Here is a 25,575-nt window from a genome sequence, read left to right on the forward strand (position 1 = left end):
AAAGACAATGATGAGCTAATTCATCATTGTCTCTTTTATTTTTCCTCTGAAATAAATCATTCCAGCAAATGTTAGTAAGAATGCTGTTCCAATTACAAAGCTTACGCTCGGTGATGCCCCGATTGCTCCAACTGTAAAGGATCCAGCGACAACACCTAATGAGAAGAATGCGTAAAATAATCCGAATGCTTTTCCGCGTTTATCTTCAGTTGTATTTTCAACGAGTAAAGCATTAATAGATGGGAAGAGGATGGCGAATCCAATTCCGTAAATCATCATAACAACAAAGAGCATACCTTTTGTTGTAAATATGCCAAGTAATGATAAGGCAAGTGCCATGACTGTGATGCCAATTAGCATCATTTTTGAACGGTCAAAGCGATCATAAATACGATTTGTTGGCAGTAGGAAGAAGAGGATGGCAGTAATCCCAAATACACTTAGCATCATGCCTGTTGTAGATGCTTTGAGTGCTAGTGCTTCTACTTTTACCGGTAACATATATGTGACGATTCCTTGTGAAAACATTAATGTAAAAGCACCAATATATGCTTGTAATAATGGTTCGGATTTTAGTAATTCTATCATATCTTCTTTGTTCATCATTTGCGTCCGTGATGTGTCTTTTCTAGTCACATTGGTTGGTAATAAGAACAGGGATACGATTGTTCCGAATACCATTAAGATAGAAATCGTAACAAAGACCCACTCTACACCTGCGGTTGCTTTCATAATTCCACTGAAAGCAGGGCCAACGATAGCTGCTGTTCCGACAGCGGCACCAGATAGTGCCATTGCTTTTCCTTGTTTTGTAGATTTCGTTTGTTTAGATAGGAAAGTAAAGGCTGCAGGGATTAAGAAGCCATCACTAAATCCATGTAAAAAGCGAACGATGAGTAATTGCTCGCCGCTTTGAACAACAGTATACAATAACACTATGAGACTCGTAATTCCCATACTCATATAGAGTACTTTCTTTGCGCCAAATTTATCAACAGATGCACCTGCGATAATATTGCCAATCATATTGGCAAACGAGTACATCCCTACAACGAGACCGATAATAAGAGGAGTTCCCCCGAGGCTTTGCGCGTAAGTACTCATAATTGGTAATTGTGAAAATGTATCTAAAAACGCTACGATAACAATAAAATAAATGAAATATTTCAAGCGATGTTCACCTCTCCTCTGCTATTATGGCATAATGCGAATTTCGCCTGCAATGAAATTGAATTAACAGATGTGGAAAAAAGTACAAAGTGACAAAAAAGTGAACTTTTTTTTGTTAAAATTTAGTGAAATCCAGATTGGTTTTTTGAAATATATGGATAAGAGTACTATAATAGATTGGTAAACTTCACCAGGTTAAGTATATATACATAGAGAGGGATGCATAAAATGAAAGCATTACTTTGGCATAATCAACGTGATGTAAGAGTAGAAGAAGTTCCAGAACCAGCTGTACGATCAGGAGCAGTGAAGATCAAAGTTAAATGGTGTGGTATTTGTGGAACAGATTTACATGAATATTTAGCAGGACCTATTTTTATTCCAACAGAAGAACATCCACTAACACACGTGAAAGCACCTGTTATTTTAGGTCACGAGTTTAGTGGAGAAGTTGTTGAAATCGGTGAAGGTGTTACGAATCATAAAGTAGGGGACCGCGTTGTTGTAGAACCTATTTATTCTTGTGGTAAATGTGAAGCTTGTAAACATGGTCATTATAACGTTTGTGAACAACTTGTTTTCCACGGTCTTGGTGGAGATGGCGGTGGCTTCTCTGAATATACTGTAGTACCAGCAGATATGGTTCACCATATCCCAGATGAAATGACTTATGAACAAGGTGCACTTGTAGAACCAGCAGCAGTTGCAGTTCATGCAGTGCGTCAAAGTAAGTTAAAAGAAGGCGAAGCTGTAGCTGTATTTGGCTGTGGACCAATCGGACTTCTTGTTATCCAAGCTGCTAAAGCTGCAGGTGCAACACCTGTTATCGCAGTTGAACTTTCTAAAGAACGTCAAGAGTTAGCAAAATTAGCAGGTGCTGATTACGTATTAAATCCAGCAGAGCAAGATGTGGTAGCAGAAATCCGTAACTTAACAAACGGTTTAGGCGTAAATATTAGCTTCGAAGTAACAGGAGTTGAAGTTGTACTTCGTCAAGCAATTGAAAGCACAAGCTTTGAAGGACAAACTGTAATCGTCAGTGTCTGGGAAAAAGATGCGACAATTACTCCAAACAACTTAGTATTAAAAGAAAAAGAAGTTGTAGGTATTCTTGGATACCGTCACATCTTCCCATCTGTTATTAAATTAATTAGCTCTGGTCAAATTCAAGCAGAGAAATTAATTACGAAAAAAATTACAGTGGATCAAGTTGTAGAAGAAGGATTTGAAGCGCTTGTAAAAGATAAAAAACAAGTGAAAATTCTTGTTTCACCTAAATAATATATAATATAGAAGAAAGTAGTCTTTTTCTAGAAATAGAAGAAGGCTACTTTTTTTGTGGATAGAAAGGTGATAGACTTTCCTTTGACTAAATTGTTTAAGTAGGAAGGGAGAGTTACATGGTTTCATTTTTACTAACTTTGAAACGAATGCTAAAAGCTTGTTCAAGAGCGTGGAAAGATAAAGAATTTCAAGTGTTATTTGTATTAACGATTATAACGTTACTATCAGGGACTATTTTTTACAGTACGGTAGAAGGATTACGCACGATTGATGCATTATATTTTAGCGTTGTTACATTAACGACAGTTGGCTATGGAGATTTTAGCCCGCAAACAGACTTTGGAAAAATCTTTACGATTTTCTATATTTTCATTGGAATTGGTTTAGTGTTTGGATTTATTCATAAGCTAGCAGTAAATGTTCAATTATCAAGTATATTATCAGGGCGAAAGAAAAAATAGAAGCAATCAGGATATGCACCTGATTGCTTCTATTTTTTACAATATTTTAGCTGTTTCTTTGCAGGAATTTAATATTCGTTTACTATAATGCAAATGAAACATATTATCCATAGAGTTATAATAATGTGAATATTCGTATAATTTATTTTCTCAATAGAAATGAGTAGAAAGGTGGGATATTCTAATCGTAGGTTAACCATATGATTTGAATTACATATTCCAAGTAAATTAAATATAAACGGAGGTTTTCATATGAAAAAGAAAGTATTAGCCTTAGCAGCAGCTATTACATTAGTAGCACCATTGCAAAGTGTAGCGTTTGCCCATGAAAATGAGGGCGGAAATAAGGTAAGAGTAATTCAATATTGGTCTGCTGAAGATAAACATGCAGAAGGTGTAAACTCCCATTTATGGATTGTCAATCGTGCAATTGATATTATGTCTCGTAATACAACGGTTGTAAAACAAGATCAAGTTGCATTATTAAATGAATGGCGTACAGAGTTAGAGAATGGTATATATGCTGCTGATTATGAAAACCCTTATTATGATAACAGTACATTTGCTTCTCATTTCTACGATCCTGACACAGGGAAGACATATATACCTTTTGCTAAGCAGGCAAAAGAAACTGGGGCTAAATATTTTAAACTTGCTGGTGAAGCCTATCAAAAGCAAGAAATAAAACAAGCATTCTTCTATTTAGGCTTATCGCTTCATTACTTAGGAGATGTAAATCAACCAATGCATGCAGCAAACTTTACAAATCTTTCTTATCCACAAGGTTTCCACTCCAAATATGAAAATTTTGTAGATACAATAAAAAATAATTATAAAGTGGCTGATGGAAATGGATATTGGAATTGGAAAGGAGTAAATCCTGAAGACTGGATTCATGGAGCGGCTGTAGCTGCTAAGCAAGATTATGCTGGTATTGTAAATGGCACTACAAAAGATTGGTTCGTAAGAGCGGCAGTTTCACAAGAATATGCAGATAAATGGCGTGCAGAAGTTACACTAACAACAGGAAAACGTTTAGTAGAAGCACAGCGTGTCACAGCGGGATATATTCAGCTTTGGTTTGATACATATGTAAATCGCTAGAATGCTGGGTTACTTCTTAGTTAAAAAACATACACGTATAATGATTCATGATCCAGTACAGGTAATCACTTCTATTGAAATAGTTAAAAAGTTTCTTCGTAAAGAAGAAACTTTTTTTGTTTAGACACAGGAAAATGATAGTTTCTTTCCAATATGTATAAGACATATATATAGAAGGGGAGAGAACAATGTGGAGCGTAACATATTTCAAAAGGTTCCCTTACCATGTGCATTTCTTGATGAAGAAGCGTTAGAAAGAAATATTGAGTCAATTGTTCAATTGTGCGGAGGAAAGAAAGTTCGTATTGCTAGTAAATCGTTACGATCTGTTCCAGTGATGAAGAAAATTTTAGCCTCTAATAGTTGTTTTCAAGGCATTATGTGTTTTTCACCACGAGAAGTAATATTCTTAATAAAACAAGGATTTAATGATTTGTTGCTTGGATATCCTGTACATGATGAACAAGCACTTCAGGAAATTAGTTTGCTTACAAAACAAGGATTTATAATCACTTGTATGGTAGATTGCATAGAACATATTGCTTATTTAGAGAAAATTGCAATAGAAACAGGTGGACGCTTTCGAATTTGTATTGATATCGATATGAGTAGTCATTTTTTTCAGTTTCATTTTGGTGTTAGACGTTCTCCTATACGTACTACCTCTGAGGCTTTAAACGTTATTGAAAAAGCAATTCAATCTTCCGTTTTACAAATAGACGGTGTAATGGGCTATGAGGCACAGATTGCAGGAGTTGGGGACGATGTACCAAAGCAAGGTTTTAAAAATAAAATAGTTTCTTATTTAAAGAGAAAATCTGTATTTGAAGTGATGGAACGTAGACAGAGCGTTGTACGAGCATTGCAAGAACAAGGAATTACACTTCGTTTTGTAAATGGAGGAGGCACAGGAAGTATAAAAACGACAATGCAAGATGAATCCGTTACAGAGATTACAATAGGTTCTGCTTTTTACTCTCCCAAGCTCTTTGATTACTATAAAGATATTAGATTTGAACCAGCTGTTGGCTTTGCGTTGCCGATTGTTAGACAACCAAGCCAACATATATATACTTGCCTCGGTGGCGGATATATGGCTTCAGGAGCAGTTGGGAAAGACAAACAGCCTGAGATTTGGGAGCCAAGTGGGGCAAAGTTGTTAGCTTTAGAGGGAGCTGGAGAAGTACAAACGCCCGTTTATTATGATGGTTCAGAACATCTAACGGTTGGGGATGGCATGTTATTTCGGCATAGTAAAGCCGGAGAACTATGTGAGCGTTTCTCATCGTTACATCGTATTGTAGGTAACAAAGTGATAGGGGAGTATTCAACATACCGGGGGGATGGCCAATGCTTTCTGTAAAAGGGCAGAAATGGAGAAATTGGGCAGGGAATGTAGAAGGGAATCCACAATATACGATGTATCCAAAAAATATACAAGATGTGATAGAAGTAGTAAAGTTTGCAAAGGAACAGGGAAAGAGAATTCGTGTTGTTGGATCAGGACACTCCTTTACACCTCTTGTTCAAACAGAGGAAATTCTAATTTCTTTAGATGAGCTACAAGGGATAGTAGACGTGGATTCACAATCATTCATAGTAGAAGTATGGGGCGGAACAAAGTTATATAACTTAGGAAAACTGCTGGAAGACAAAGGATACGCGCAGGAAAATTTAGGAGATATTGATTCGCAATCTATTGCAGGAGCAATTAGTACAGGAACGCATGGAACAGGTATTCAATTTGGTAGTTTGGCAACACAAGTAGTAGAAGTTACAGCTGTGCTGGCATCTGGAGAAATTATTGTTTGTTCTGAGAAAGAGAATCCTGAATTTTGGAAGGCATTTCAGTTATCTCTTGGTATGCTGGGAATCATTGTAAAAGTTAAATTAAAAGTCATTCCAGCTTATTCACTTATCTATGAAAGCAGAAAGGAATCATTTTCTACTGTAATAAACAAACTAGAGGAATATAAGCAACATCGTCATTTTGAATTTTTTGTGTTTCCGTATTCAGATGATGTCCAAGTGAAAATTACAAATGAAACAGCAGAGAAAGGGATAGATTTAAAGTGGCATAAGATCAAGACAGAACTACTTGAAAATATAGCTTTTTCATTATTGTCTAAAGGATGCAAGTGGATTCCTTCTATAAGTAAAGGAGTTAGTAGACTGTCAGCAAAGGCAGTGCCGAGTGCGAAAACAATTGGTCCAAGTTATCAAATATTTGCTACATCTCGTAATGTTCGTTTTTATGAAATGGAGTATAGTGTCCCAGCGCAGTATATGAAAGAGGTAGTAGGGGAAATTTACAACCTCATTGAAAAGAAGAAATTCCAAGTTCATTTTCCAATTGAATGTCGTTATGTAAAGGGAGATGATATATGGATAAGTCCTGCTTATAGAAGAGATTCAGCGTATATCGCTGTGCATATGTATAAAGGAATGAAATATGCTGCGTACTTTACAGCAATAGAACATATTTTTCAAAAGTACGAAGGGCGTCCACATTGGGGGAAAATGCATACAATGCGATATGAACCATTACAATGTGTTTATCCAAAGTTAAATTCTTTCTTGGAAGTTAGAGGAAAGGTAGATCCAATGGGGATGTTTTTAAATCCATATGTAGCAAAAATGTTTTCTATTTATGAAAAAAGCTGACAAATTATTTGTCAGCTTTTTGGAGTGTAATTGCATTTCGTGTATGGCTTATATGCTCATAAAATAATAATTTATCTCGACTAAATACATGTAATAGGACATGTATAATGAAGAGACCATTAATTGAGAACATAAACAGTAATATAATGAGCATAGTTAATGGATTAGTCTGATTCAATATGGAACTACTAGAGAGAATATAGTTCATTCCACCTAAAACAAAATAGAACAGGCCGTAACGAATAAATAATTCTTTAATGGTAATTCGCTCATTTTTACCTTTTATATGAATACGAAGCAATGCTTTACCAATTGTTTTTCCGTTCGTCAAATACGGAATGACGATGAAATAAATGAAGACCGCACATAGGGTGAAAATAAGTTCATATAGATTGGTATAAGACTGGATACTAGAAATGAAAATAGAATTCCCTTTATTTTTTATAACTGGCACAACAATAGATAAGAAAATCCAATCAATTTGCAGTGCGATAAGACGACGAATAAATCCAACTGGTTTCGTAGCTAAATCGACATGTGCATCTAATTCATTTGATTTAGGAAGGAAGTACGTGAATATCGGTGCGATGAAATAACCAATTGCTCCCCCAAGTGTATTTAAAAATAAATCATCGACATCAAATAAACGATATGCGCAATTGTATATACCGTATAATCCAGTCACTTGTGTTATCTCAAAAAATAGTGAGAGACAAAGTGAAAAGAAGATTGTTTGTAAAAAACCAAGGCGGAAATAGTAACGTAAATATATGCCGATTGGAATCGTTAATAGTGCATTGAATGCGACTTGTAAAAAAGCAGATTCTTTTAATAAATAGAAATAGGTAGCTGGTTTGGCTAATACTGCTGCTGTATGGTTGCTGATTTCTTGAATGAAATAAAACGGTACAAGCTGAACGTGCTGTGTACTAGCTGGCTGCAAGCTACATGTATCATAGGTTTGTGGCAGCGGTAAGATGACAAGAAAATAAGCGTTTAACAAGTAAAGCAGTAAAGAATATAAAATAAATGAACGCCATTTATTTAAATAGCCATATTTTCTGTAATTAAATATTAAAAATGGAATCAATAGAATCATTGCTAAAAAGGGGAATAGAATAAATGCTGTTTTAATTGGAAATAAATAAGCTGTCAAAATGTGGCTCCTTTCAAAAAAATTCGGAATCTATTATAGCTTTAATAAAATGTAAAATCAAATTTTATTTTTTAGAGACCGAGTTGTTTCGATAGGAAAGAGGGATGAAGAAGAGCCTTACTGCAAATTTGCAGAAGGCTCTTTTAGTGTAAATATTTAACATGCGTAGCATGGGATTTTGATGAGAGAATATAGCTTTTGAATTGTTGTTTCCATGGCATCGTTGTAGTTTCCTGTTTTTGAGAAATCCACTCATGATAATCTTGTTGTGTTTTCCATAATATACGAATCATATATTCATTCCCATGCTCAGTACGTTTCATGCGAGAAAATTCTAGATTAATAAACCCATATGTACCGGAGTTTGGATAGTATTCTTGTAGAGAACGAATAATTTGTTCTTCATAGCCGAATTTAATATGAATAAGTTTTGTAACAATAAACATGATTGCACCCCTTTTGTATTTGTAGTAGTAAATTAAATTGAATATCCTGTTTCAGTCACAACATGTGCAATCCTCCTATTATGCTTACGAGGTTATGGAGGTATCTTTAACGTAGATTTATCATGCTCGTAATTCATTTTTATAATGTAGGATACATTTAATATTATACTATTCTGAAAATTCAAAGTAAATAAAAGGAAGACGACAAATTTTTTATAAAAAAGAGCGCCCTATTTAGTAGGACAACTCTTTCAGCTTTATAGGAAAATAATAGTGAGTACCCCCACGATGACACAATAAAAAGAGAAATATTTTAAATTCCCTTTCGCCATCAAATGTAAGGGAAAATGAGAGTTAAACCATATAAATCTATTTCGATTTTTCAATATATAAGTCACTGTTACGAAGAATAAAAAAGTGATCTGCACTTATTTTTTTTCTTTTTTAGATTGGTATGGGGCAAGGGAAGAATTTGACTGCTTCTATGCATGGCTTGATGCTCTCTTCCGCCCAAAAAGAAAGGTTTTATGATGGTTTTTCAATTTGGATTTATATAATTTGTAGAAGGTTGTCATATGTTGTCAACAGACTAATTTTGTATCAGTAAGGTTTCTACAGGATTTGACAATATTTTTAATGTCGTGTAATCTTTTGTTTCTAATATACGAATGTACATTTTGTAAGATTTGTATGAAAATCAGTTGTTAAAAGTTAAGAGTTCATTACATTTTATGGGTTGTTTTCATTTTTTTGTCATGAAAAATAAAGTGTATTTAATGAGTTTGTAAACAAACTGTAAAACAAATCATGTATAACTGTATGAGAAGGGAGTCGGATTATGAACTATTTTAAGCGAATCAGTAGTCTAGTATTAGCAGGAATTATTGGTCTTTCTAGTACAGTCGCTGTAAAAGCTGAGTCAAACGACGAGAAACTGGACAACATGCAACAGCAATTGCAGCAGAATAACAATGATATTCAGCAAAAAGAACAAGAGAAGCAAGCTGTTAATAAAGAAATACAAGGTATTGAAAGTGAACTACATAATTTAAATAATACAATTACAAAAAACAAAGAGGACCAAGCTGCTATTCAAAGTAAAATCGATGAAACGCATAAGCAAATTGAACAGAAAAAGCAAGAGATTATCGTTTTAGAGGATAAAGTACTTGCTCGTAAAGATATTATGAAAAAACGTATGGTTTCTGTTCAAAATAGCTCAAATACGAGTTTAGTAGTAGAAGTTGTAGTAGAATCAAAGAATTTTGCTGATTTCTTACAACGTATGAATGCAGTATCTACAATCCTAGATGCAGATAAAGAGATTTTACGTCTGCAAGAACAAGATCTTCGTCAAATTGAAGAAGACAAAAAAGTAATTGACGAAAAAGAAGCGTCTTTAGTAGTAGACAAACAAAAATTAGCAAAAGCACAAGCGGATTTACAAGAAAACTTGAAAAAGCGTCAAGAAAACTTACAAGCTGTGCAAGCAAAATATAATCAAATTGCAAGTCAAATTAATTTAGCTGAACAAGAAAAAGCAAAAATTGAATCAAGTATGAAAGAAGTACAAGAAACAATTGCTCGTGAGCAAGAAGCTGCAAGATTAGCAGCGGAAGCTCAAGCAAAAGCAGAAGCAGAAGCAAAAGCTGCGAAAGAAGCAGAAGCAAAAGCAATAGCAGACGCGGCTAAGCAAACAGCACCAGCGCCTAAGCAAGCTGAAAGTGGAAAAACACCATCTACTCCTCAGCCAGAGCCAAAACCGGCTAAAGGTGGTCGTGAATTTTATGTAACGGCAACTGCTTATACAGCTGATCCTTCTGAAAATGGAAATAAGCCAGGTGAAACTGTAAAATCTAAATTGGGTCATAACTTAACTGCAAACCCAGGAATGAAATTAATCGCTGTTGATCCAACTGTTATCCCATTAGGATCTCGCGTATATGTTGAAGGATACGGTGAAGCGATTGCTGGAGATACTGGTGGCGATATTAAAGGACATAGAATCGATGTATTAATGCCAGATGCAGCTAAATCTAACGCTTGGGGCAGACGAAGTGTTAAAGTGACAATTTTAAGTTAAAATCAAATCCAACTTTACAATATGTAAAGTTGGATTTTTTTATAAAATAAATGTTAAGTTAAGTTTACATTTTGTAAAGTGTAGCATACAATAGTGGTAAGAGGTGGTAAAAATGACCATTTATAATAGAGTGAAGGAGCTAAGAGCCCGTTTTAACTTTACGCAGAGCGTATTAGCTCAAAAAGTTGGCGTAACAAGGCAAACGATTGCAGCGATTGAAAAGGGTGATTACGTTCCATCATTGTTATTAGCGCTAACGATTTGTGATGTGTTTGGTTTGAAGATGGAGGATGTGTTTGTTTTAAATAAGGAGGGAGAAAAAGGTGAATAGAATCATTTTGTCTTATGTGGTGAATGTGTTATTTATCGGATTAGCTAGCTGGGCATTTATTGAACTCTATTATTTTGAGGTGGAATTTGCAAACATTATTCAAACAGAGAAAGTGCCATTTGAAATATCGATGAGCATCACACCGTTTTTATTGTTATTAATTGTAGCTGTTGTATCAACTATTTTTTATAAAGTTCAAAAGAAGAAATATAAGAAATTATCTTTTTGGATGTTTCCCTTGTTATTTCCACAAGATGATGAGCGGGAAGAAATCATTACAGCAAAAGCATGTCGTACGACTTTTATGGCGCTTTGGTATGTTATGCCGACTGCAGCTGCATTGCTTGTTATATATCCGATTGTAACCCCGTATATTCCTGCGTACCCATTATATGTTGTGTTTTTAATCTTCTTTATACAAATGACTGTATTCCATATTTCACTTTATCGAAATAAATTTGCTTGAAGACGTGCCGCGTGCACGTCTTTTTTTGTAATAAACATTCTATTTTTTACAAAAAATTAATGTGTGTCGAAGTGAAGATTTACAAATATTTTTTATGATAGAAATTGGACGTATCGAATAAAGGGAGTGGGGAAATGAAAAAGGCGTTCTTATACGGTGGGATGATTGCAAGTGTATTATGGACAGGAAATGATGTGAGTGCAGAAACAATAGACAAGGACGCACAAAAGGTTGTGAATAAAATAGATACGTTACCAAAGGGGAGTATATCTAACCCAGCGTATCGCGGGAAAGTGGAACAGATGGTGACGGACTTTATTGGTAAAAAACATAAGGATACAAAAGTTAATCGAATCGCCTCATTTCAAATGCCAAATGGGAAGGCTGAAATTACAGCATCAACACCTGATGGGAATACACTTGTTGTTACGGAAGCAGATTTAGGACAAATTCAGATTCTATCAATTGCAGATTTAGAGAATATAAAAGTATTAGGAAATGTGAGTTTTAAAGAAATTCATTCAGAAGCAGAAGTAACGAGTGTAACGGTTACACCAGACGGAAAGTACGCATTGGCTGCTTTTCGAACTGGAGATAACTTATATTATGCAAATAAGGGACAAGTGGCGGTAGTGGATTTAGCAGCGCAGAGAGTTGTAAAAACGTATGAAGTAGGTGTAGGACCAGATTCAGTAGCGTTAACAGCAGATGGAAGAACACTTATTATTTGTAATGAAGATGAAGAAAACGATCCAAATGATGAAAATGAAGTGAATATGAAAAAAACAAAACGACCAGGAAGTATTTCTATGATTACATTTCCTGGCGGCGATGTCATGCGCGGGGAACATATTGAGCTTCCAATCCATATGAGTAACATTAGTAATGGAGCAATTTATAAGCATGATCCACAGCCGGAGTATGTAGCGATTAGCCCAAAAGGAGATAAAGTGGCTGTTACATTGCAAGAAAATAACGCGGTAGCAATTGTAAATATTGTAGAAAAACGAATTGAAAATATATTTGGTCTTGGCATCACAACACATAAAGCAGATTTAAAAAAGGATGGTACCGTATCTTTTCAAGATGAGATGACTGCACGCCTAGAACCAGATGGTGTGACGTGGGATCCGTCTGGGCGATTTCTCATTACTGCTAATGAAGGAGATCTTGGTAAAAATGAGTTTAAAGATGGCGTGAAATCAGGGGGGAGAAATATTTCTGTATGGAGTCAGGACGGATCTCTTGTGTACGATAGTATGAATCTTATTGATGAAAAAGTAGCAGCTGCTGGTTTATATCCTGATAATAGAAGTGAAAATCGCGGAAGTGAAGTAGAAAATGTGGCGACGGGTATGATAAAAGGAAATTCCATCTTAGCAGTAGCTGCTGAAAGGGCGAATGCTGTATTATTTTTTGATATAACAATTCCAATGTTCCCGGTTTATATTGGACTTGCCCCATCAGCTGGGGCTGCACCGGAAGGGATTCATAAAGTAAACAGTCGAGATGTATTTGTGAGCGCGGATGAAGCAGATGGAGTGTTAAGTTTTTACCGTATCAGTAAATAAATTTCTTTTCCTTTTCGTCTCGCACTTGTACATATAGTCATCTTACTTTATCATCTTATATAGAAGTAAGATTTTGTAAAGGGAAGGAATTATGTATGAATAAGAAGAGAATATATAGTATACTAGCAGTTCTTTTATTTGTTGTAGGTGGCATTTTAATTGGTAAGCCATTTTATGACGGATATATGGCAGAGAAGAAGCAAACAGAAAATGTACAAGCTGTTCAGAAGATGGAATATCAAAAACAGGATACGAAATTTGTAGACGCATCTAAAATTGACCAACCTGATTTATCAGAGGTAGCGAATGCATCATTAGATAAAACACAAGTAATTGGTCGTATTGAGATTCCAAGTATTTCATTGAAATTACCTATTTTAAATGCTTCTACCGAGAAGAATTTATTATCAGGAGCAGCAACTGTAAAAGAGAAGCAAGAGATGGGAAAAGAAAATTATGCATTGGCAGGACATAACATGTCAAAAAAAGGTGTTTTGTTTAGCGATGTATCTTCGTTAAAAAAGAACGATAAAATCTATTTATATGATAATAAAAATGAGTATGAGTACGTTGTTACGAATGTGTCAGAAGTAACACCTGATAAATGGGAAGTAGTAGAAGATCACGGGAAAACAGAAGTTACACTTATTACATGTGTGTCTGTATCTGATAACTCGAAGCGTTTTGTTGTTACTGGGGAGTTTGTAAAAGCGAAGAAAAAAAGCTGAGGGAGTAATCCCTCAGCTTTTTTAGTCCATCCATTTTACCAGTTTTTTAGAAAGCAGTAATAAAACACATCCTAAAACAATAGCGACTGCTCCTATAACTGTGAATACTTCTGAATATCCAAGTGAAGTTGTAAAACTAGCGAGTTGACCACCTAAAATGTTGGCGACCCCTGAACTAGCGAGCCAAACGCCCATCAGTAATGAAGCGAGTTTTACTGGTGCAAGGGAACTGACCATTGATAATCCAACAGGTGATAAGAACAATTCACCTAATGTGTGGAAAAGGTAAGTAAAGACAATAAATAGTAGGTTTGCTTGCTCTGTAATGTTGTGTTCATCACTACCTGTTTTTAATGTAGCGATAACAAGAACGATATAACCGATTCCAAGTAAAATCATACCGAGTCCCATTTTTGCTGGGATTTTTAAATCTCCACGTTTTGTTGTAGCCAGCTTAGCCCATAGTGCTGAAATAGCGGGAGCAAGCAAAATGATAAATAGTGGATTGACTGATTGGAACCAAGATGTTGGGATTTCCCATCCGAACACAGAACGATCAACAAACTTGTTTGTATATAACGTTAGCGAGCTACCAGCTTGTTCAAAACCAGCCCAAAAGAAGACGACGAAGCAAGTTAGAATAACGATAACTGCTGTATGTTGTTTTTCTTTTTTTGTGAGTGGTGTATTACCAGCTGTTTGTTTCCCTGATGCTGCTTGTAAATCTCTTGTTGGTTTTTTACCGATATCACCAAGGTAGCGATTAGACAATGTTGTAAATAAAATTTGTCCAATAATCATACCAATTGAAGCAGCTAAGAATCCGTAACGGAAGCCGTAATGAACAACGCCATCTACTGTTGTTTTGAATAAATTTTCTGATAAAAATCCGCAAACGAGTGGAGCTAAAAATGAACCGACGTTAATACCCATATAGAAAATGATAAATGCACTATCACGTTTTGGGTCATTTTCTTCATACAGTTGTCCAACAAGTGTAGAAATATTTGGTTTGAAGAAACCATTACCAATAATAATAAGCGTGAGTCCAAGGTATAGGCCGATTTGGTTTTGCAGGGCAAATAGCGTAAGGTTACCGATTGCCATTGTCACGCCACCTATCGTGATAGCTAAGCGTCTTCCAAGAAATCGGTCAGTTAAGTATCCACCAATCATTGGAGTAAAGTAACACGCTCCAGTGTAAAAGCCATAGATAGAAAGTGCCCACCCGGGACTAAACCCAAGACCACCGCTTACTAAAGCTGTTGTTAAGTATAGTGTTAATAATCCTCGTAATCCATAGTAACTAAATCGTTCCCACATTTCTGTGAAGAAGAGTAGGTATAAACCTGGAGGATGTTTCTTGTTTCGTTGTTGTTTTTTCTCAAGTTGTATCGTTGATTCCATTTCAGTTTCCTCCTGACACAAACAAAAACAAAGTTAATAGTTTTGTATATGTAATAGTTTACTTTATTAACTATTACATGTCAATAAAGGTTGATTTTTCAGAAGGAATTGGAAAACAGAGTGGATATAGAATGGGGATTTCTTTTGTGGTAGACTATGGACTATGTTTGTTTTAGCGTATAAGTGAAAATTGAAAAACAATGTAAAACCTTTCTTTTTAAATGGAAGAGAGCATCCGACTATGTATAGAAGCGGTTAGGGCCTTTTTTAGCCCCATGCCATGGAAAACAAAAGGAGAAAACGAGTGGAGGTCTGCTTTTGTTTTCAAAGCCGCAACTGATATGTTGGAAAATCAAAATCGAGTTATATACCTCTTTTTTTAAATGGGAGAGAGCATTTGTTCATGGATAGAAGCAGTCAGATCCTTTTCCTGTCTCATGCTAAGTGAAGGCAAAGAGAGAAGATGAGTGCGAATCATCTTTTGTTAGGCGTAGCCGCAATTTATATGTGGAACAAACAAAATGTATATAGGGTGAAAAGGATTCCACTTTATATGAAAGTAAAGAAGGAGAAAGAAATGAAATCATTACAGAAAAAAGAAATTTTGCTTATGAGCCTGATGTTATTTTCCATGTTTTTTGGAGCTGGAAATCTTATTTTTCCACCTTTCCTTGGATATGAAGCGGGGAATCATGTATGGATTGCATTGTTGGGCTTTATCATATCAGCAACTGGACTTCCGATATTAGGTGTAATAGCAATCGCTAAGGCCGGAAGTTTCCAAGGATTAGCAAATCGTGTACATTCCTCTTTTGCAATTATTTTTCCTTGTTTAATTTATTTGTTTATCGGTCCTGGGCTTGGTATACCACGTGCAGGAAGTTTAGCTTTTGAAATGGGACCAGGTCAATTATTTCCTGATTCCGGTAGTGTGTTGCTACTTATCTATACAGTCATCTTTTTTAGCATTGTATATTGGCTAAGTTTATCACCATCAAAATTGATGGGGCTGTTTGGGAAACTATTAACACCTTTATTGTTATGTATGATTGCCCTTATTTTTATAAAGAGTATGATTACACCAGTAGGAGATGTTCAAGTACCAGTGGGGAACTATGGAAATACTCCGGTATTTCAAGGGTTTTTAGATGGGTATTTAACGATGGATGCTTTAGCAGCGTTAATCTTTGGAATTGTTGTGGCAAATGCTTTACGTGTAAAAGGAGTACAAGATGAAAAAGACATAGCAAAATACATGAGTATGGCAGGTATCGGTGCTGGTCTATTATTATCTCTTATTTACGTTATTCTCGGATATGTCGGATCAATAAGTGGCTCACTTGGAAAATTTGATAATGGTGCACAAGTATTAGCTCATGTGATGACTGCATTATTTGGACAGAGCGGTATGATATTATTAGGAATTATTTTTACAGTTGCTTGTTTGTGTGTATCGATCGGACTTGTTACATCTTGTAGTCAGTTTTTTACAGAAGTATTTCCAAGAGTCTCTTATAAAGTGTGGGCTTTTGTTTTAAGTGTTGTTAGTATGATTCTTGCTAATTTAGGATTAACACAAATTTTAAAAGTATCAGTCCCTATTCTTGGGTTTATTTATCCAATTGCTTTAACACTTATTATTTTAGGACTATGTCATAAGTATATCGGTAAGTATACGTATATATATCCAGTGACTATTGGACTAGTAGCGGTGTTTAGTGGAATAGATATTTTAAATCGTAACGTGCTACTTTCAAAATGGACATCTATATTAGAACACGTTCCTTTATATACAGAAGGAGTAGGATGGATTATTCCAGCGATTGTAGGTGGCTGCTTAGGAATGATTGTAAGTGCTTGTATGAATAAAAAGGATTAGAAGAAAAAGGTGTTTTCTATACTGGAAAACGCCTTTTTTGTTTAATCTAATTCACCTATAAACCAAATTTCTTTGTCATTGTAATCAGAATCAATAAAAATTTCTGTATATCCTTTTACTTGTAATTCGTTAGGTATATGTAAGCCGCATTCTTGTTCAATATCGCGTTCTTGTGGTAATGGAATCCACTGTGGTCCGTCCATGTATCTACCTAGAAAGCCTTCAAAAAATCGTTCTATTCCTTGTTTACTACATACAATTAAGATATTAGAAGCGTGTAAATTAGGAAAAGAGACAACAAAATAAATACGATACTCTTTTTCAGTTGTAGTTTTTATACGGATTAAATGCTCTACTCGATTGATTGCTGTCTGTAAATAAAATCGTTTAATCGCGTTTGATTTACGTTTTGAATGCATATAAGAAGGATTGAAGGGGAGTGGAATAGACCAGGAACTTAAAGTAGACTGTTCATTAGCATTTGGTAAAGAGTTTGTATGTATAGTCGTATATTGCAAGAAATTCCGGCATGCACGTCGTAGACCACGAGTTTTCTTTTTTGAGCCATTGTTCCCAATCGATTGTTTCAAAGCAATACCTCATAAGCAATATTTTCTATTTTTCTAGTTAAGCTGAAAAATAGAAGGGGAAATGCTATTTGTTACTATAATAGCAGAAGTTAGAAAATATTAGGAAAAATTCTCTTAAAAAATGAGTAAGCTAATAGTATGATGTAGGTAATTGGTAATTTCACCAATTATAGGTGTATTTCTGTTTTAGCAGCAAGATTAGAGGGGGGAAAGAATGAAAGAGGATTTAAACAAAAAAATAGAAGCTCTAGAAACAGCAATTGATACAATACAAGAGGCGCTCTATGAATTAAAAGTACAGCAAAGGGAAATAGAAGAAAAAGTTCAACCAGAAAGAGAGTTGAACAAACGGGAGTCTATTGAAAAGAAAGCAGAAGTCAGTATCCCCGCGCCAAATGTACGGCAAGAAGAAATAGTCGTTAGTCAAGAAAGTGTGGAGGAATCAGAAGTAAAACAAGTAGATATATCTGCGTTTAAGCCTGAACCATTTGATATTATAAAATTTTGTCAAACATGGCTACCACGTATTTTCGTTGCAATTATGCTACTTGGGGTAATTTGGCTATTTAAAGCGGGAGTAGATGCGGGATTACTTACTCCAGCAATTCGTATTGTATTTGGCGTAGTATTATCAGTTGGTTTGTACTATGTAGGTGATCTGCAAATAAAACAGGAACGTCAAGCATTAGGGTTAGTATTAGCTGGGGGGAGTATTACAGGTATTGTTTTAACGACATTCGCTGCACATTATTTGTATCATTTCTTTCCGGCAACCATTGCATTTATATTAAATATTATTTGGATTATACTTGGCATCTATCTAGCTAAGCGATATCAATCAGAGTATCTCGCTATATTTGTATCTGTAGGTGCCTTTTTTGTACCGTTCTTATTAAATAGTACAACACCTAATTCTTACATTTTCTTTGGATATGAAGCAATATTAACGATTAGTTTATTATGGTATGCGTATAAGAACCGTTATCAATATTTATATATGGTGTCTTATTGTGTTTCTGTACTTGTAACGTTTGTCTTCTTTGTCATTATGACAGTGTTACTAGGAAATTTAAATGTACAATTAACAGTTGTGTATGGATTCATTCATATTACACTTTTTTGGCATATGTTTATGAACCGAAGTTTTATTTATCAACCTAGAATGGCGTTGTTTAGTGCGAATGCAATCTTCTTTATTATGGCAATTGTAAAAATTCCAGACTTTACAACATGGGGATTATTGATTAGTACAATTGTGCACGCTGTAATGTTTGTAGCTGAATATACGAAAAATAAAAAATCATTATTTACGGATCTTTTATTTGGATTTGCAATGGGATCGTTTAGTATAGCGATTTTATATGAGTTCAGCTTAGTAAATGGATCGATTGTCTTAATGTTACAAGGATTCTTAGGTGTTGTTACTTCTGTTAAATTGAAACAAGAAATTAAGTTTTATATAAGCGCTGTCATTTATGCGATTGGTATGCTTCAAACGCTCGTTAGTCCATTTGAAGCATTTATGTCAGCTGCTTTTGTAGCTCACTTCATTTTGCTTGGAACATTTTATTATGGCATGATGAGAGTGAAACCAATGTTACAACATTTTGGAAAACATGTGTATTCGATTACACTGTACGGCTTTATGGTACTTGTATTTATTACAATTACTAGAATAGGAGAGGTTTTTTCAACAAGCGGAAGTATCATTAGTGTACCTGTCTCTCTTTTATGGATGATATATGCTTTAGTTTCAGTTTGGTTTGGGCGTAATAGAAGAATGAATGAAATACTGTATGCGGGGCTAGTGGTGTTAGTTGTGACAGTGAGTAAGTTATTCTTCTTAGATTTACCAGAAGTATCAATGATGATTCGTGCAGTATTATTCTTACTTATTGGTGGACTAGGAATTGTTATTTCTAGAATGTTTTTCTCAAAAGAAAAAGATGAGTAGTAAAAAAGCAATCCATTTAGGATTGCTTTTTTTATTATTTATTATTAATAGTGACAGCTTCATTATATTTTGTCGTTGTATTTTGACGAAGACGCAAAGTGGCTTGTCCAGTTGTATTTGGTGCGAGTTGTACATTTACTACTTTTTCAGCAAAACCTAGACTGTTTGTTATGAAAGAGAATGCATTACTATATTCAAAGTTAGAAGGCCAAGTACCATTTTCATTTTGGATTTTCGCAACTTGTGATCCTCCAGTTGTGAAAATTCCTAGAGAATAATTATTATATGTTGTATTTGGTAATAAGTTATTTAATTGAATTTTCACTTGGAATACTTCATTGTTTGGCAGGATACTAGGATGCGTAACTACGTAATTATTTACAGGTGTAGTTACTGTACTGCTATATCCATATGAACCTGGCTTAAATGTATTTGTATTGAACCATTTATATCCTTGATTTGGGGCGCTCCAAGGCTCTGGTTGTGGCTCCGTTGATAAATTAGGTTGCTCAAATGTTTGTAAAGGTGTTGGGTTATCAAGTTGTAAGCCATTTACTTGATCTAAACTTGTATAGGTTTCTTGTTTAGATAACCAATTAACAATATTTCCTAATAAGATAGCGTCATTTTCTTCTTTATACCCATCATATGTTTTTTTTGCTTGTCCTGTATCTTCACGAACATATTTTGGTGAGGCATCCTCAACAGGAGAAGAATCGCCGATAAATGCTGCTTTTCCAAGACCAACTTTAGCAATAGCAGCATAAGGACCTTCTGCAATACCGCCACCATTATAAACACCACTATCAACAGCGTTATTCCATTTTGATGGGTTTTCTGGAAGGTACACGATTCCTTTTGCTAATTTAGGGTTTGTAATGGCAAGTGTAGAACCAGCATGCATAGCTACTGATGAAACACCTTTCGTAATACCAAAGGATTGTTCAGGTGATACAATATTTTTGGCAGAAACATCTCCAAGCGCATTATAGCGAAAGCGAATACCAAAGTTTTGAGATAACCAATCGGAGCTTTCTACTCCTTGCATTGCTGGCGAGTTTGCTTCTTCATTAGGCATACCTTTTGCAGGGTTGTCCCATGCACCACGTCTGTATCCATTAAATACCTCTGAAGAATCCCAGCGATTCTTATTTCGGTCTGCATTATAATGATCTGCGATAAAGAAAATACTACCACCATTTTTAACATACTGTAACATAGCATCTTGTTCAGATTTTTTATAAGGAATATTTGCTTCAGGAACAATAAACACATTATAATCTTTTAAATTTTCATATGTAATAGGTGTAGATTGGCGAAGCTCTTTTACAAAATATCCATTTTTAGAAATACCATTTCCAAAATCGGAAAAACCACCATCAATGACCCAATCAGCTGTACCTGCTGTTTGCCCATGTGTATTATCAAATAATACTTTCTTCCCATTGTTTTGATTTACAACTTTTGCAGCAATTTCAGGTGCTGGATCTGTAGAACTTTCAGCGAAAGCAGGTGGAATATAAGTGCTTCCGACACTGAGTGTAATTGCTGTTGCTAAAGAAAGTTTAAGCCATTTTTTGTTCTTCATAGAAGAATCCCCCTAATAATAAATATATGTACCTTAATAATGTAATGGATTTTTTTATGAAAATAAAGATGGAAAATGTAAAATATACAAAAAATTTGTAAAAATAACATGAATTTTGTTGATAAATATTTGTGTGAAAAATAAGAAAACCCCTTCCTCGCTATCAGGAAGGGGTAACATATTTAACTAATTTTTGAATTTTCTACAGCATCTATCTTATGAAATCCTTTTAAGTAATATACAACTACCAATGCAATTAACCAAATTGGACCAACAATTAATGCAATTCGTGTATCCTCTGAATAAGCCATAATCCCTAATACTAATGTAAGGAAACCGAGTGAAAAATAAGAACTTAATGGATACAAAGGCATTTTATACGTTAAATTTTGCTTAGTTTGTGCTGGTAATCCTTTTCGGAATCGGATTTGGGTAACTAATATGATCCCCCATGTCCAAATTGCGCCGAACGTTGAAATACTAGTAAGCCATGTAAATACTTTTGCAGGAACAAGATAGTTTAAAATAACACCAGCTAGTAGGACGAAAGAAGTTGCTAAAATTCCTTTACTTGGAATCCCATTTTTATTCAAACGGCCGAACTTTTCAGGTGCCTTTTTTTGTTGCGCCAATGTAAATAACATACGTCCCGTACTAAATAGACCACCGTTACAAGAAGAAAGAGCCGCTGTTAAGACGACAAAGTTAATAATCCCTGCTGCTTTTGCTATACCAATTTGTTGGAATGTTAATACAAATGGACTTCCTTTATCGCCAAGTTCATTCCATGGATAAATTGCCATCATAACAAATAAGGCTCCAACGTAGAACAGTAAAATACGCCAAAATACGTTATCAATTGCTTTTGCGAGTGTTTTCTTTGGATTTTGTGCTTCACCAGCTGTGACACCGATGAGCTCGACTCCTAGATAAGCGAATAAAACCATTTGTAAGGAAAGAAGTAACCCAGAAAAACCATTTGGAAACCATCCGCCGTGTGACCAAAGATTTGAAATACCAGTGGCGATACCATCATTTCCAAATCCAAATAAAATAATTCCTGTACCAATTACGATCATACTGATAATTGTGACAATTTTAATTAAAGCAAACCAAAATTCAAGTTCCCCGAATACTTTTACAGATAAAAAGTTAAATGCACTCATTAATACGAGAGCCATTAATGCCCAAATCCAGCGCGGGATATCCGGGAACCAAAACTCCATATAAATTCCAGCGGCAGTGATTTCTGCCATACAAGTAACAACCCATAAAAACCAGTAGTTCCATCCAGTAATATAACCTGCTAACGGCCCTAAATAATCATGTGCATATTTGCTAAAAGAACCAGCAACAGGCTGTTCAATTGCCATTTCCCCAAGAGCGCGCATAATGAAGAAGATAACGAGTCCAGCAATCATATAGGCTAATAGAATAGAAGGCCCGGCTAATTTAATAGCGGAAGCGGATCCTAAAAATAGTCCTACTCCAATAGCTGATCCAAGAGACATCAACGTGATATGCCGTTGTTTTAGACCGCGGTTTAAATTTCCTGATTTGTTTGTGTTTTGCATAAGAAGCCTCCTTGTTGGATGAAAAAGTTTGAATACGCTTACTTGATGTTTAACTATTTTAAATTATAAAACATTTCTTTCTGTTATGCTACAAAAATAGTCGATGTATGCTGTACTATATCTATATTTGTCAGACCTAAACTTAAAATTCGAACTATTATTGAATATATTGACTCTTCTTTTTATTGGTTGGTAAGATTAAGTATTACATTTTCTCATATAATAGTAAGAAAAGAATGTGTGATAATAATTCATTGTGTAGGAAGGGTACTTAAGCATGTTTCAATTACAAAAGTATAACACTTCTGTGAAGCAAGAGATTTTAGCTGGCATCACAACGTTTTTTACATTTGCGTACATTCTTGTCATCAATCCGAAAATATTATCTGATGCAGGTGTACCTTTTGATCAAGCATTTACGGCAACCATTATTGCGACAGTTGTCGGAACACTATGTATGGCGTTTTTAGCAAATTATCCGATTGTCATTGCTCCAGCAATGGGGATGAATGCGTACTTTGCTTATTCTGTTGTACAAAAGGCAGAAGGCATTACATATGTCATTGCGTTTTCAGCAGTATTTGTAACAGGTATTATTTTTCTTTTACTATCCTTCACATCATTTCGTCAAAAGCTTATTGTAGCAATTCCAGATAGTTTAAAACAGGCTATTGCGGGTGGAATTGGGTTATTTATTGCTTTCATTGGTCTTCGTTTATCCGGGATTATCGTTGATCATCCATCTAATTTAGTTACAATTGGAGATTTTCATTCACCAGCTGTTATTTTAACGCTAATTGGTTTAGTGTTAGCAGCAGTGTTAATGGCATTACGTGTGAGTGGTGCACTATTTATTAGTATGATTGTGACGGGCATCATTGCCTTTTTTACAGGGCAACTTAAGTTTGAGGATAAAATTGCAGCTATCCCTCACCTACCAAAGGGAATCATTGTTTCAAATCCGATGACTGCGTTATCTGATGTGATTGAATATGGATTATACGGAGTTGTGTTTTCATTTTTACTTGTACTGTTATTTGATACAACCGGTGCCTTGCTTGGTTTAATTAAACAAGCTGGTTTAAGTACAGATAACACTGAAAAACGTTTCGGTAAAGCATTTATTGCTGATGCAATCGGTGGTACAACGGGAGCAGTATTCGGGACAAGTCCGACAGCAGCAACGATTGAATCATCAGCAGGAATTGCAGCAGGTGGTAAAACAGGATTAACAAGTATTGTAGTAATCTGCTTAACGATAGTTACTGCATTTTTCAGTCCTGTTATTGCCTCTTTATCAAGTGTAGCAGCAATTACTGCTCCATCATTAATCATTGTAGGAAGTCTAATGGCACAAAGTATTCGCGATATTAACTGGAATGAATTTGAAGATGCATTACCGGCGTTTTTAATTTTCGTAGGGATTCCATTAACATCTAGTATTGCGAATGGAATTGCACTTGGATTTTTAATCTATCCTATCTTAAAGATTGTGAAAGGGAAAGGGATGGAAGTTCATCCGCTTCTTTATTTCTTTGCGATTTTGTTTGGATGTCATTTATTTTTATAATGAGATAGAAAAAGGTACTCCTCATAGGTAGTACCTTTTTTCGTGTATAATAAGGTAAAACTTTTATTCGTAGAAATAGATAATTCGTTATGAAGAGAGAAATTGCATTTCAATAATAATGGAATATATAAGTTACAATTAATAGTGAAGGAGGGGCATGGATTGGCTGTAAGTAAAATAAAGGTCGCTCGTGTTCAGTTAGATTTAACACAACAACAATTAGCAGAAAAAGTAGGAGTTACACGGCAAACGATTAGTTTAATTGAAAAAGGAAAATATAATCCTTCTTTAGATTTGTGTTTAAAAATTTGTTATGCCGTAAATCAAACGTTAAATGATTTATTTTGGGAGGATAAGGAGTGAAGGATATCGATGAGGATCGTGAAAGATGAACGCTTAATGATTCAAGGGCTAAAACATACTAGAATGGCATTTGTTTTACAAAACCTTGTGATATTAGGTATGGTTTTTTACCGTTATGTCATAAAAGGAGTGGGATATGAAGGCGGAGAACCGGTGAAACGAAGCTATTTTTTTAAATTGTTATTGCTCCCTATTACACTTGCAATTGTAATTATGGGAATTAATATGATTGTAACACCAAATGCTTCTTTAAAGGGCACAGGACTAATTGGTCTTGTTATATTTATTTGTTTCTTGGTACCATCGTTATATGCTTACAATTATAGAAGAACAATACGATCTGAAGAGGATGAATGAGACATAGAAAAACCTTCCGCGCATATGGAAGGTCTTTCTATGTCTTTTAAAGAGAAAATATGAAGAATTCCCCACCTCAAGCTCGTGTAGAGGTAGGTGAGGGTAGTTCAATTCATAATGTTTTATACATTAATTTATGAAGTCCAATCGGATGTATATCGAATATTTCACCATGCTCAAGGAATCCTAATCGTTTGTAGTAATCTGTAACGGTAATACGAGCATTACACCATAATATCTCTGCTTGACGCTTTTTTAAGATTACTTCAGCTTGTTGGATTAATGAGCTACCGGCATGTTGTTTCCGAAAGTTAGGTACTGTAGCCATGCCTCGTAAACGATAGTGATGGTTACCCTGTAAGGAAGGGGGTATTTCATGAGAGAACGAAGCAATGCTAATGAGTTCGTCATTTAAGAAGGCACCGAGATGAAAGGAGTTTGTTTCGTAATCAGATGGGTATTTACAATCTTCCAACTGTTGAGTTGGACGTAAAATTTTTTGGCGTAGTTCGTATGTTTCGGAGGCGTCAATACATTTAATTGTAACCATACATAATCCACCTTTCTTATGAAGCTTTTTCTATGAGTTGTAAAAAGAAATAGGCCGGCGCAACACAAAGGCCTAATATGCTACAAGTACCAATAATAAGGGAAAGAAAGAGACAAAAGTATTTCGTTCCATTTGGCTTCTTCCACCCATAGCTGCAAATTTCAATGCTAATACCGATGAGAATAATGGCTGCAAGTACCTCTGCTAATAATAAAAGAGCTAAAGTTGAAATAGACATAGTGTGATTCATCCTCATAATTTATGATAGTAATATTTTAC

Annotated in this window: 24 protein-coding genes; 15 read left to right on the top strand and 9 right to left on the bottom strand. The window is 35.1% G+C overall.

Features of this window, described 5'->3' with window-relative positions; genetic code table 11:
• Nucleotides 1–15: 15 nt before the first annotated feature.
• Nucleotides 16–1,170, bottom strand: coding sequence for an MFS transporter (locus NSQ40_RS03375; protein WP_258248440.1), 1,155 nt, complete (start codon nt 1,168–1,170; stop codon nt 16–18).
• 228 nt (nt 1,171–1,398) lie between these two features.
• On the opposite strand from NSQ40_RS03375, the gene bdhA reads away from it, so the two are divergent.
• The 5 genes from bdhA to NSQ40_RS03400 all read left to right on the top strand — a co-directional run bounded on the left by bdhA (nt 1,399) and on the right by NSQ40_RS03400 (nt 6,683).
• Nucleotides 1,399–2,451 (top strand): (R,R)-butanediol dehydrogenase, encoded by a 1,053-nt coding sequence (gene bdhA, locus NSQ40_RS03380; RefSeq protein WP_003195173.1) that lies wholly within the window; start codon nt 1,399–1,401, stop codon nt 2,449–2,451.
• Nucleotides 2,452–2,570: 119 nt separating this feature from the next.
• Nucleotides 2,571–2,915, top strand: coding sequence for a potassium channel family protein (locus tag NSQ40_RS03385; RefSeq protein ID WP_003195171.1), 345 nt, complete (start codon nt 2,571–2,573; stop codon nt 2,913–2,915).
• Between the two features lie 252 nt (nt 2,916–3,167).
• Nucleotides 3,168–4,019, top strand: a complete 852-nt coding sequence (gene cerA / locus NSQ40_RS03390) for a phospholipase CerA (protein WP_003195169.1) — start codon at nt 3,168–3,170, stop codon at nt 4,017–4,019.
• A 190-nt stretch (nt 4,020–4,209) separates the two neighbouring features.
• Nucleotides 4,210–5,382 carry an amino acid deaminase/aldolase gene (locus NSQ40_RS03395; protein ID WP_003195167.1) on the top strand — a complete coding sequence of 391 codons (1,173 nt, stop codon included), beginning with the start codon at nt 4,210–4,212 and terminating at the stop codon, nt 5,380–5,382.
• Nucleotides 5,370–6,683, top strand: a complete 1,314-nt coding sequence (locus NSQ40_RS03400; RefSeq protein WP_033797543.1) for a D-arabinono-1,4-lactone oxidase — start codon at nt 5,370–5,372, stop codon at nt 6,681–6,683. Before NSQ40_RS03395 ends, NSQ40_RS03400 begins: the two co-directional genes overlap by 13 nt.
• 4 nt (nt 6,684–6,687) lie before the next feature.
• Here the strand turns inward: NSQ40_RS03400 and NSQ40_RS03405 are convergent, their stop codons facing one another.
• Nucleotides 6,688–7,839, bottom strand: a complete 1,152-nt coding sequence (locus NSQ40_RS03405) for a VanZ family protein (RefSeq protein WP_003195163.1) — start codon at nt 7,837–7,839, stop codon at nt 6,688–6,690.
• Nucleotides 7,840–7,982: 143 nt separating this feature from the next.
• Nucleotides 7,983–8,285, bottom strand: a complete 303-nt coding sequence (locus NSQ40_RS03410) for a hypothetical protein (RefSeq protein WP_003195160.1) — start codon at nt 8,283–8,285, stop codon at nt 7,983–7,985.
• A gap of 838 nt (nt 8,286–9,123) precedes the next feature.
• Here NSQ40_RS03410 and NSQ40_RS03420 point away from each other — a divergent pair.
• From NSQ40_RS03420 to NSQ40_RS03440, 5 genes are all read left to right on the top strand, one after another.
• Nucleotides 9,124–10,368 (top strand): 3D domain-containing protein, encoded by a 1,245-nt coding sequence (locus NSQ40_RS03420; RefSeq protein WP_003195154.1) that lies wholly within the window; start codon nt 9,124–9,126, stop codon nt 10,366–10,368.
• Between the two features lie 112 nt (nt 10,369–10,480).
• Nucleotides 10,481–10,699: a helix-turn-helix transcriptional regulator gene (locus NSQ40_RS03425; protein ID WP_003195153.1), complete on the top strand. Its 219-nt coding sequence runs from the start codon at nt 10,481–10,483 to the stop codon at nt 10,697–10,699.
• Entirely contained in the window at nt 10,692–11,165 is a 474-nt protein-coding gene (locus tag NSQ40_RS03430; protein WP_018765544.1) for a hypothetical protein, read from the top strand. The genes NSQ40_RS03425 and NSQ40_RS03430 overlap by 8 nt, the downstream gene beginning before the upstream one ends.
• 134 nt (nt 11,166–11,299) lie before the next feature.
• On the top strand, nt 11,300–12,736 hold the full coding sequence (locus NSQ40_RS03435) for a hypothetical protein (protein WP_033795875.1): 1,437 nt from the start codon (nt 11,300–11,302) through the stop codon (nt 12,734–12,736).
• Nucleotides 12,737–12,831: 95 nt separating this feature from the next.
• Complete coding sequence (locus NSQ40_RS03440; protein ID WP_003195147.1) at nt 12,832–13,464, top strand: class A sortase; 633 nt, start codon at nt 12,832–12,834, stop codon at nt 13,462–13,464.
• A 21-nt stretch (nt 13,465–13,485) separates the two neighbouring features.
• Here NSQ40_RS03440 and NSQ40_RS03445 read toward each other — a convergent pair whose 3' ends face one another.
• A complete protein-coding gene (locus NSQ40_RS03445) occupies nt 13,486–14,871 on the bottom strand; it encodes a peptide MFS transporter (RefSeq protein ID WP_098158975.1) in 1,386 nt (461 codons plus the stop codon).
• 577 nt (nt 14,872–15,448) lie between these two features.
• Between NSQ40_RS03445 and brnQ1 the strand changes: the two genes are divergently transcribed.
• Entirely contained in the window at nt 15,449–16,750 is a 1,302-nt protein-coding gene (gene brnQ1 / locus NSQ40_RS03450; protein ID WP_080740733.1) for a branched-chain amino acid transport system II carrier protein BrnQ1, read from the top strand.
• Nucleotides 16,751–16,791: 41 nt separating this feature from the next.
• Here the strand turns inward: brnQ1 and NSQ40_RS03455 are convergent, their stop codons facing one another.
• On the bottom strand, nt 16,792–17,340 hold the full coding sequence (locus tag NSQ40_RS03455; RefSeq protein ID WP_258248441.1) for a DUF3916 domain-containing protein: 549 nt from the start codon (nt 17,338–17,340) through the stop codon (nt 16,792–16,794).
• 214 nt (nt 17,341–17,554) lie between these two features.
• On the opposite strand from NSQ40_RS03455, the gene NSQ40_RS03460 reads away from it, so the two are divergent.
• Nucleotides 17,555–19,294 carry a DUF2339 domain-containing protein gene (locus NSQ40_RS03460; protein ID WP_003205862.1) on the top strand — a complete coding sequence of 580 codons (1,740 nt, stop codon included), beginning with the start codon at nt 17,555–17,557 and terminating at the stop codon, nt 19,292–19,294.
• Between the two features lie 34 nt (nt 19,295–19,328).
• On the opposite strand, the gene NSQ40_RS03465 is transcribed toward NSQ40_RS03460, so the two are convergent.
• Nucleotides 19,329–20,882: a hypothetical protein gene (locus tag NSQ40_RS03465; RefSeq protein WP_003195292.1), complete on the bottom strand. Its 1,554-nt coding sequence runs from the start codon at nt 20,880–20,882 to the stop codon at nt 19,329–19,331.
• A gap of 182 nt (nt 20,883–21,064) precedes the next feature.
• Nucleotides 21,065–22,456 carry an amino acid permease gene (locus NSQ40_RS03470; protein ID WP_033795885.1) on the bottom strand — a complete coding sequence of 464 codons (1,392 nt, stop codon included), beginning with the start codon at nt 22,454–22,456 and terminating at the stop codon, nt 21,065–21,067.
• A 277-nt stretch (nt 22,457–22,733) separates the two neighbouring features.
• Between NSQ40_RS03470 and NSQ40_RS03475 the strand changes: the two genes are divergently transcribed.
• The 3 genes from NSQ40_RS03475 to NSQ40_RS03485 all read left to right on the top strand — a co-directional run bounded on the left by NSQ40_RS03475 (nt 22,734) and on the right by NSQ40_RS03485 (nt 24,746).
• On the top strand, nt 22,734–24,026 hold the full coding sequence (locus NSQ40_RS03475; protein ID WP_003195288.1) for an NCS2 family permease: 1,293 nt from the start codon (nt 22,734–22,736) through the stop codon (nt 24,024–24,026).
• 162 nt (nt 24,027–24,188) lie between these two features.
• Nucleotides 24,189–24,389 carry a helix-turn-helix transcriptional regulator gene (locus NSQ40_RS03480; RefSeq protein WP_016113146.1) on the top strand — a complete coding sequence of 67 codons (201 nt, stop codon included), beginning with the start codon at nt 24,189–24,191 and terminating at the stop codon, nt 24,387–24,389.
• 9 nt (nt 24,390–24,398) lie between these two features.
• Entirely contained in the window at nt 24,399–24,746 is a 348-nt protein-coding gene (locus NSQ40_RS03485; RefSeq protein ID WP_033795886.1) for a hypothetical protein, read from the top strand.
• 112 nt (nt 24,747–24,858) lie between these two features.
• On the opposite strand, the gene NSQ40_RS03490 is transcribed toward NSQ40_RS03485, so the two are convergent.
• Together NSQ40_RS03490 and NSQ40_RS03495 are read right to left on the bottom strand one after the other, a co-directional pair.
• On the bottom strand, nt 24,859–25,296 hold the full coding sequence (locus NSQ40_RS03490; protein WP_003195282.1) for a GNAT family N-acetyltransferase: 438 nt from the start codon (nt 25,294–25,296) through the stop codon (nt 24,859–24,861).
• Nucleotides 25,297–25,312: 16 nt separating this feature from the next.
• Nucleotides 25,313–25,546 carry a DUF4022 family protein gene (locus NSQ40_RS03495; protein WP_113708546.1) on the bottom strand — a complete coding sequence of 78 codons (234 nt, stop codon included), beginning with the start codon at nt 25,544–25,546 and terminating at the stop codon, nt 25,313–25,315.
• Between the last annotated feature and the right edge of the window lie 29 nt (nt 25,547–25,575).

This window comes from Bacillus sp. FSL K6-6038 (assembly GCF_038050455.1).
Classification (GTDB): Bacteria; Bacillota; Bacilli; order Bacillales; family Bacillaceae_G; genus Bacillus_A; species Bacillus_A pseudomycoides.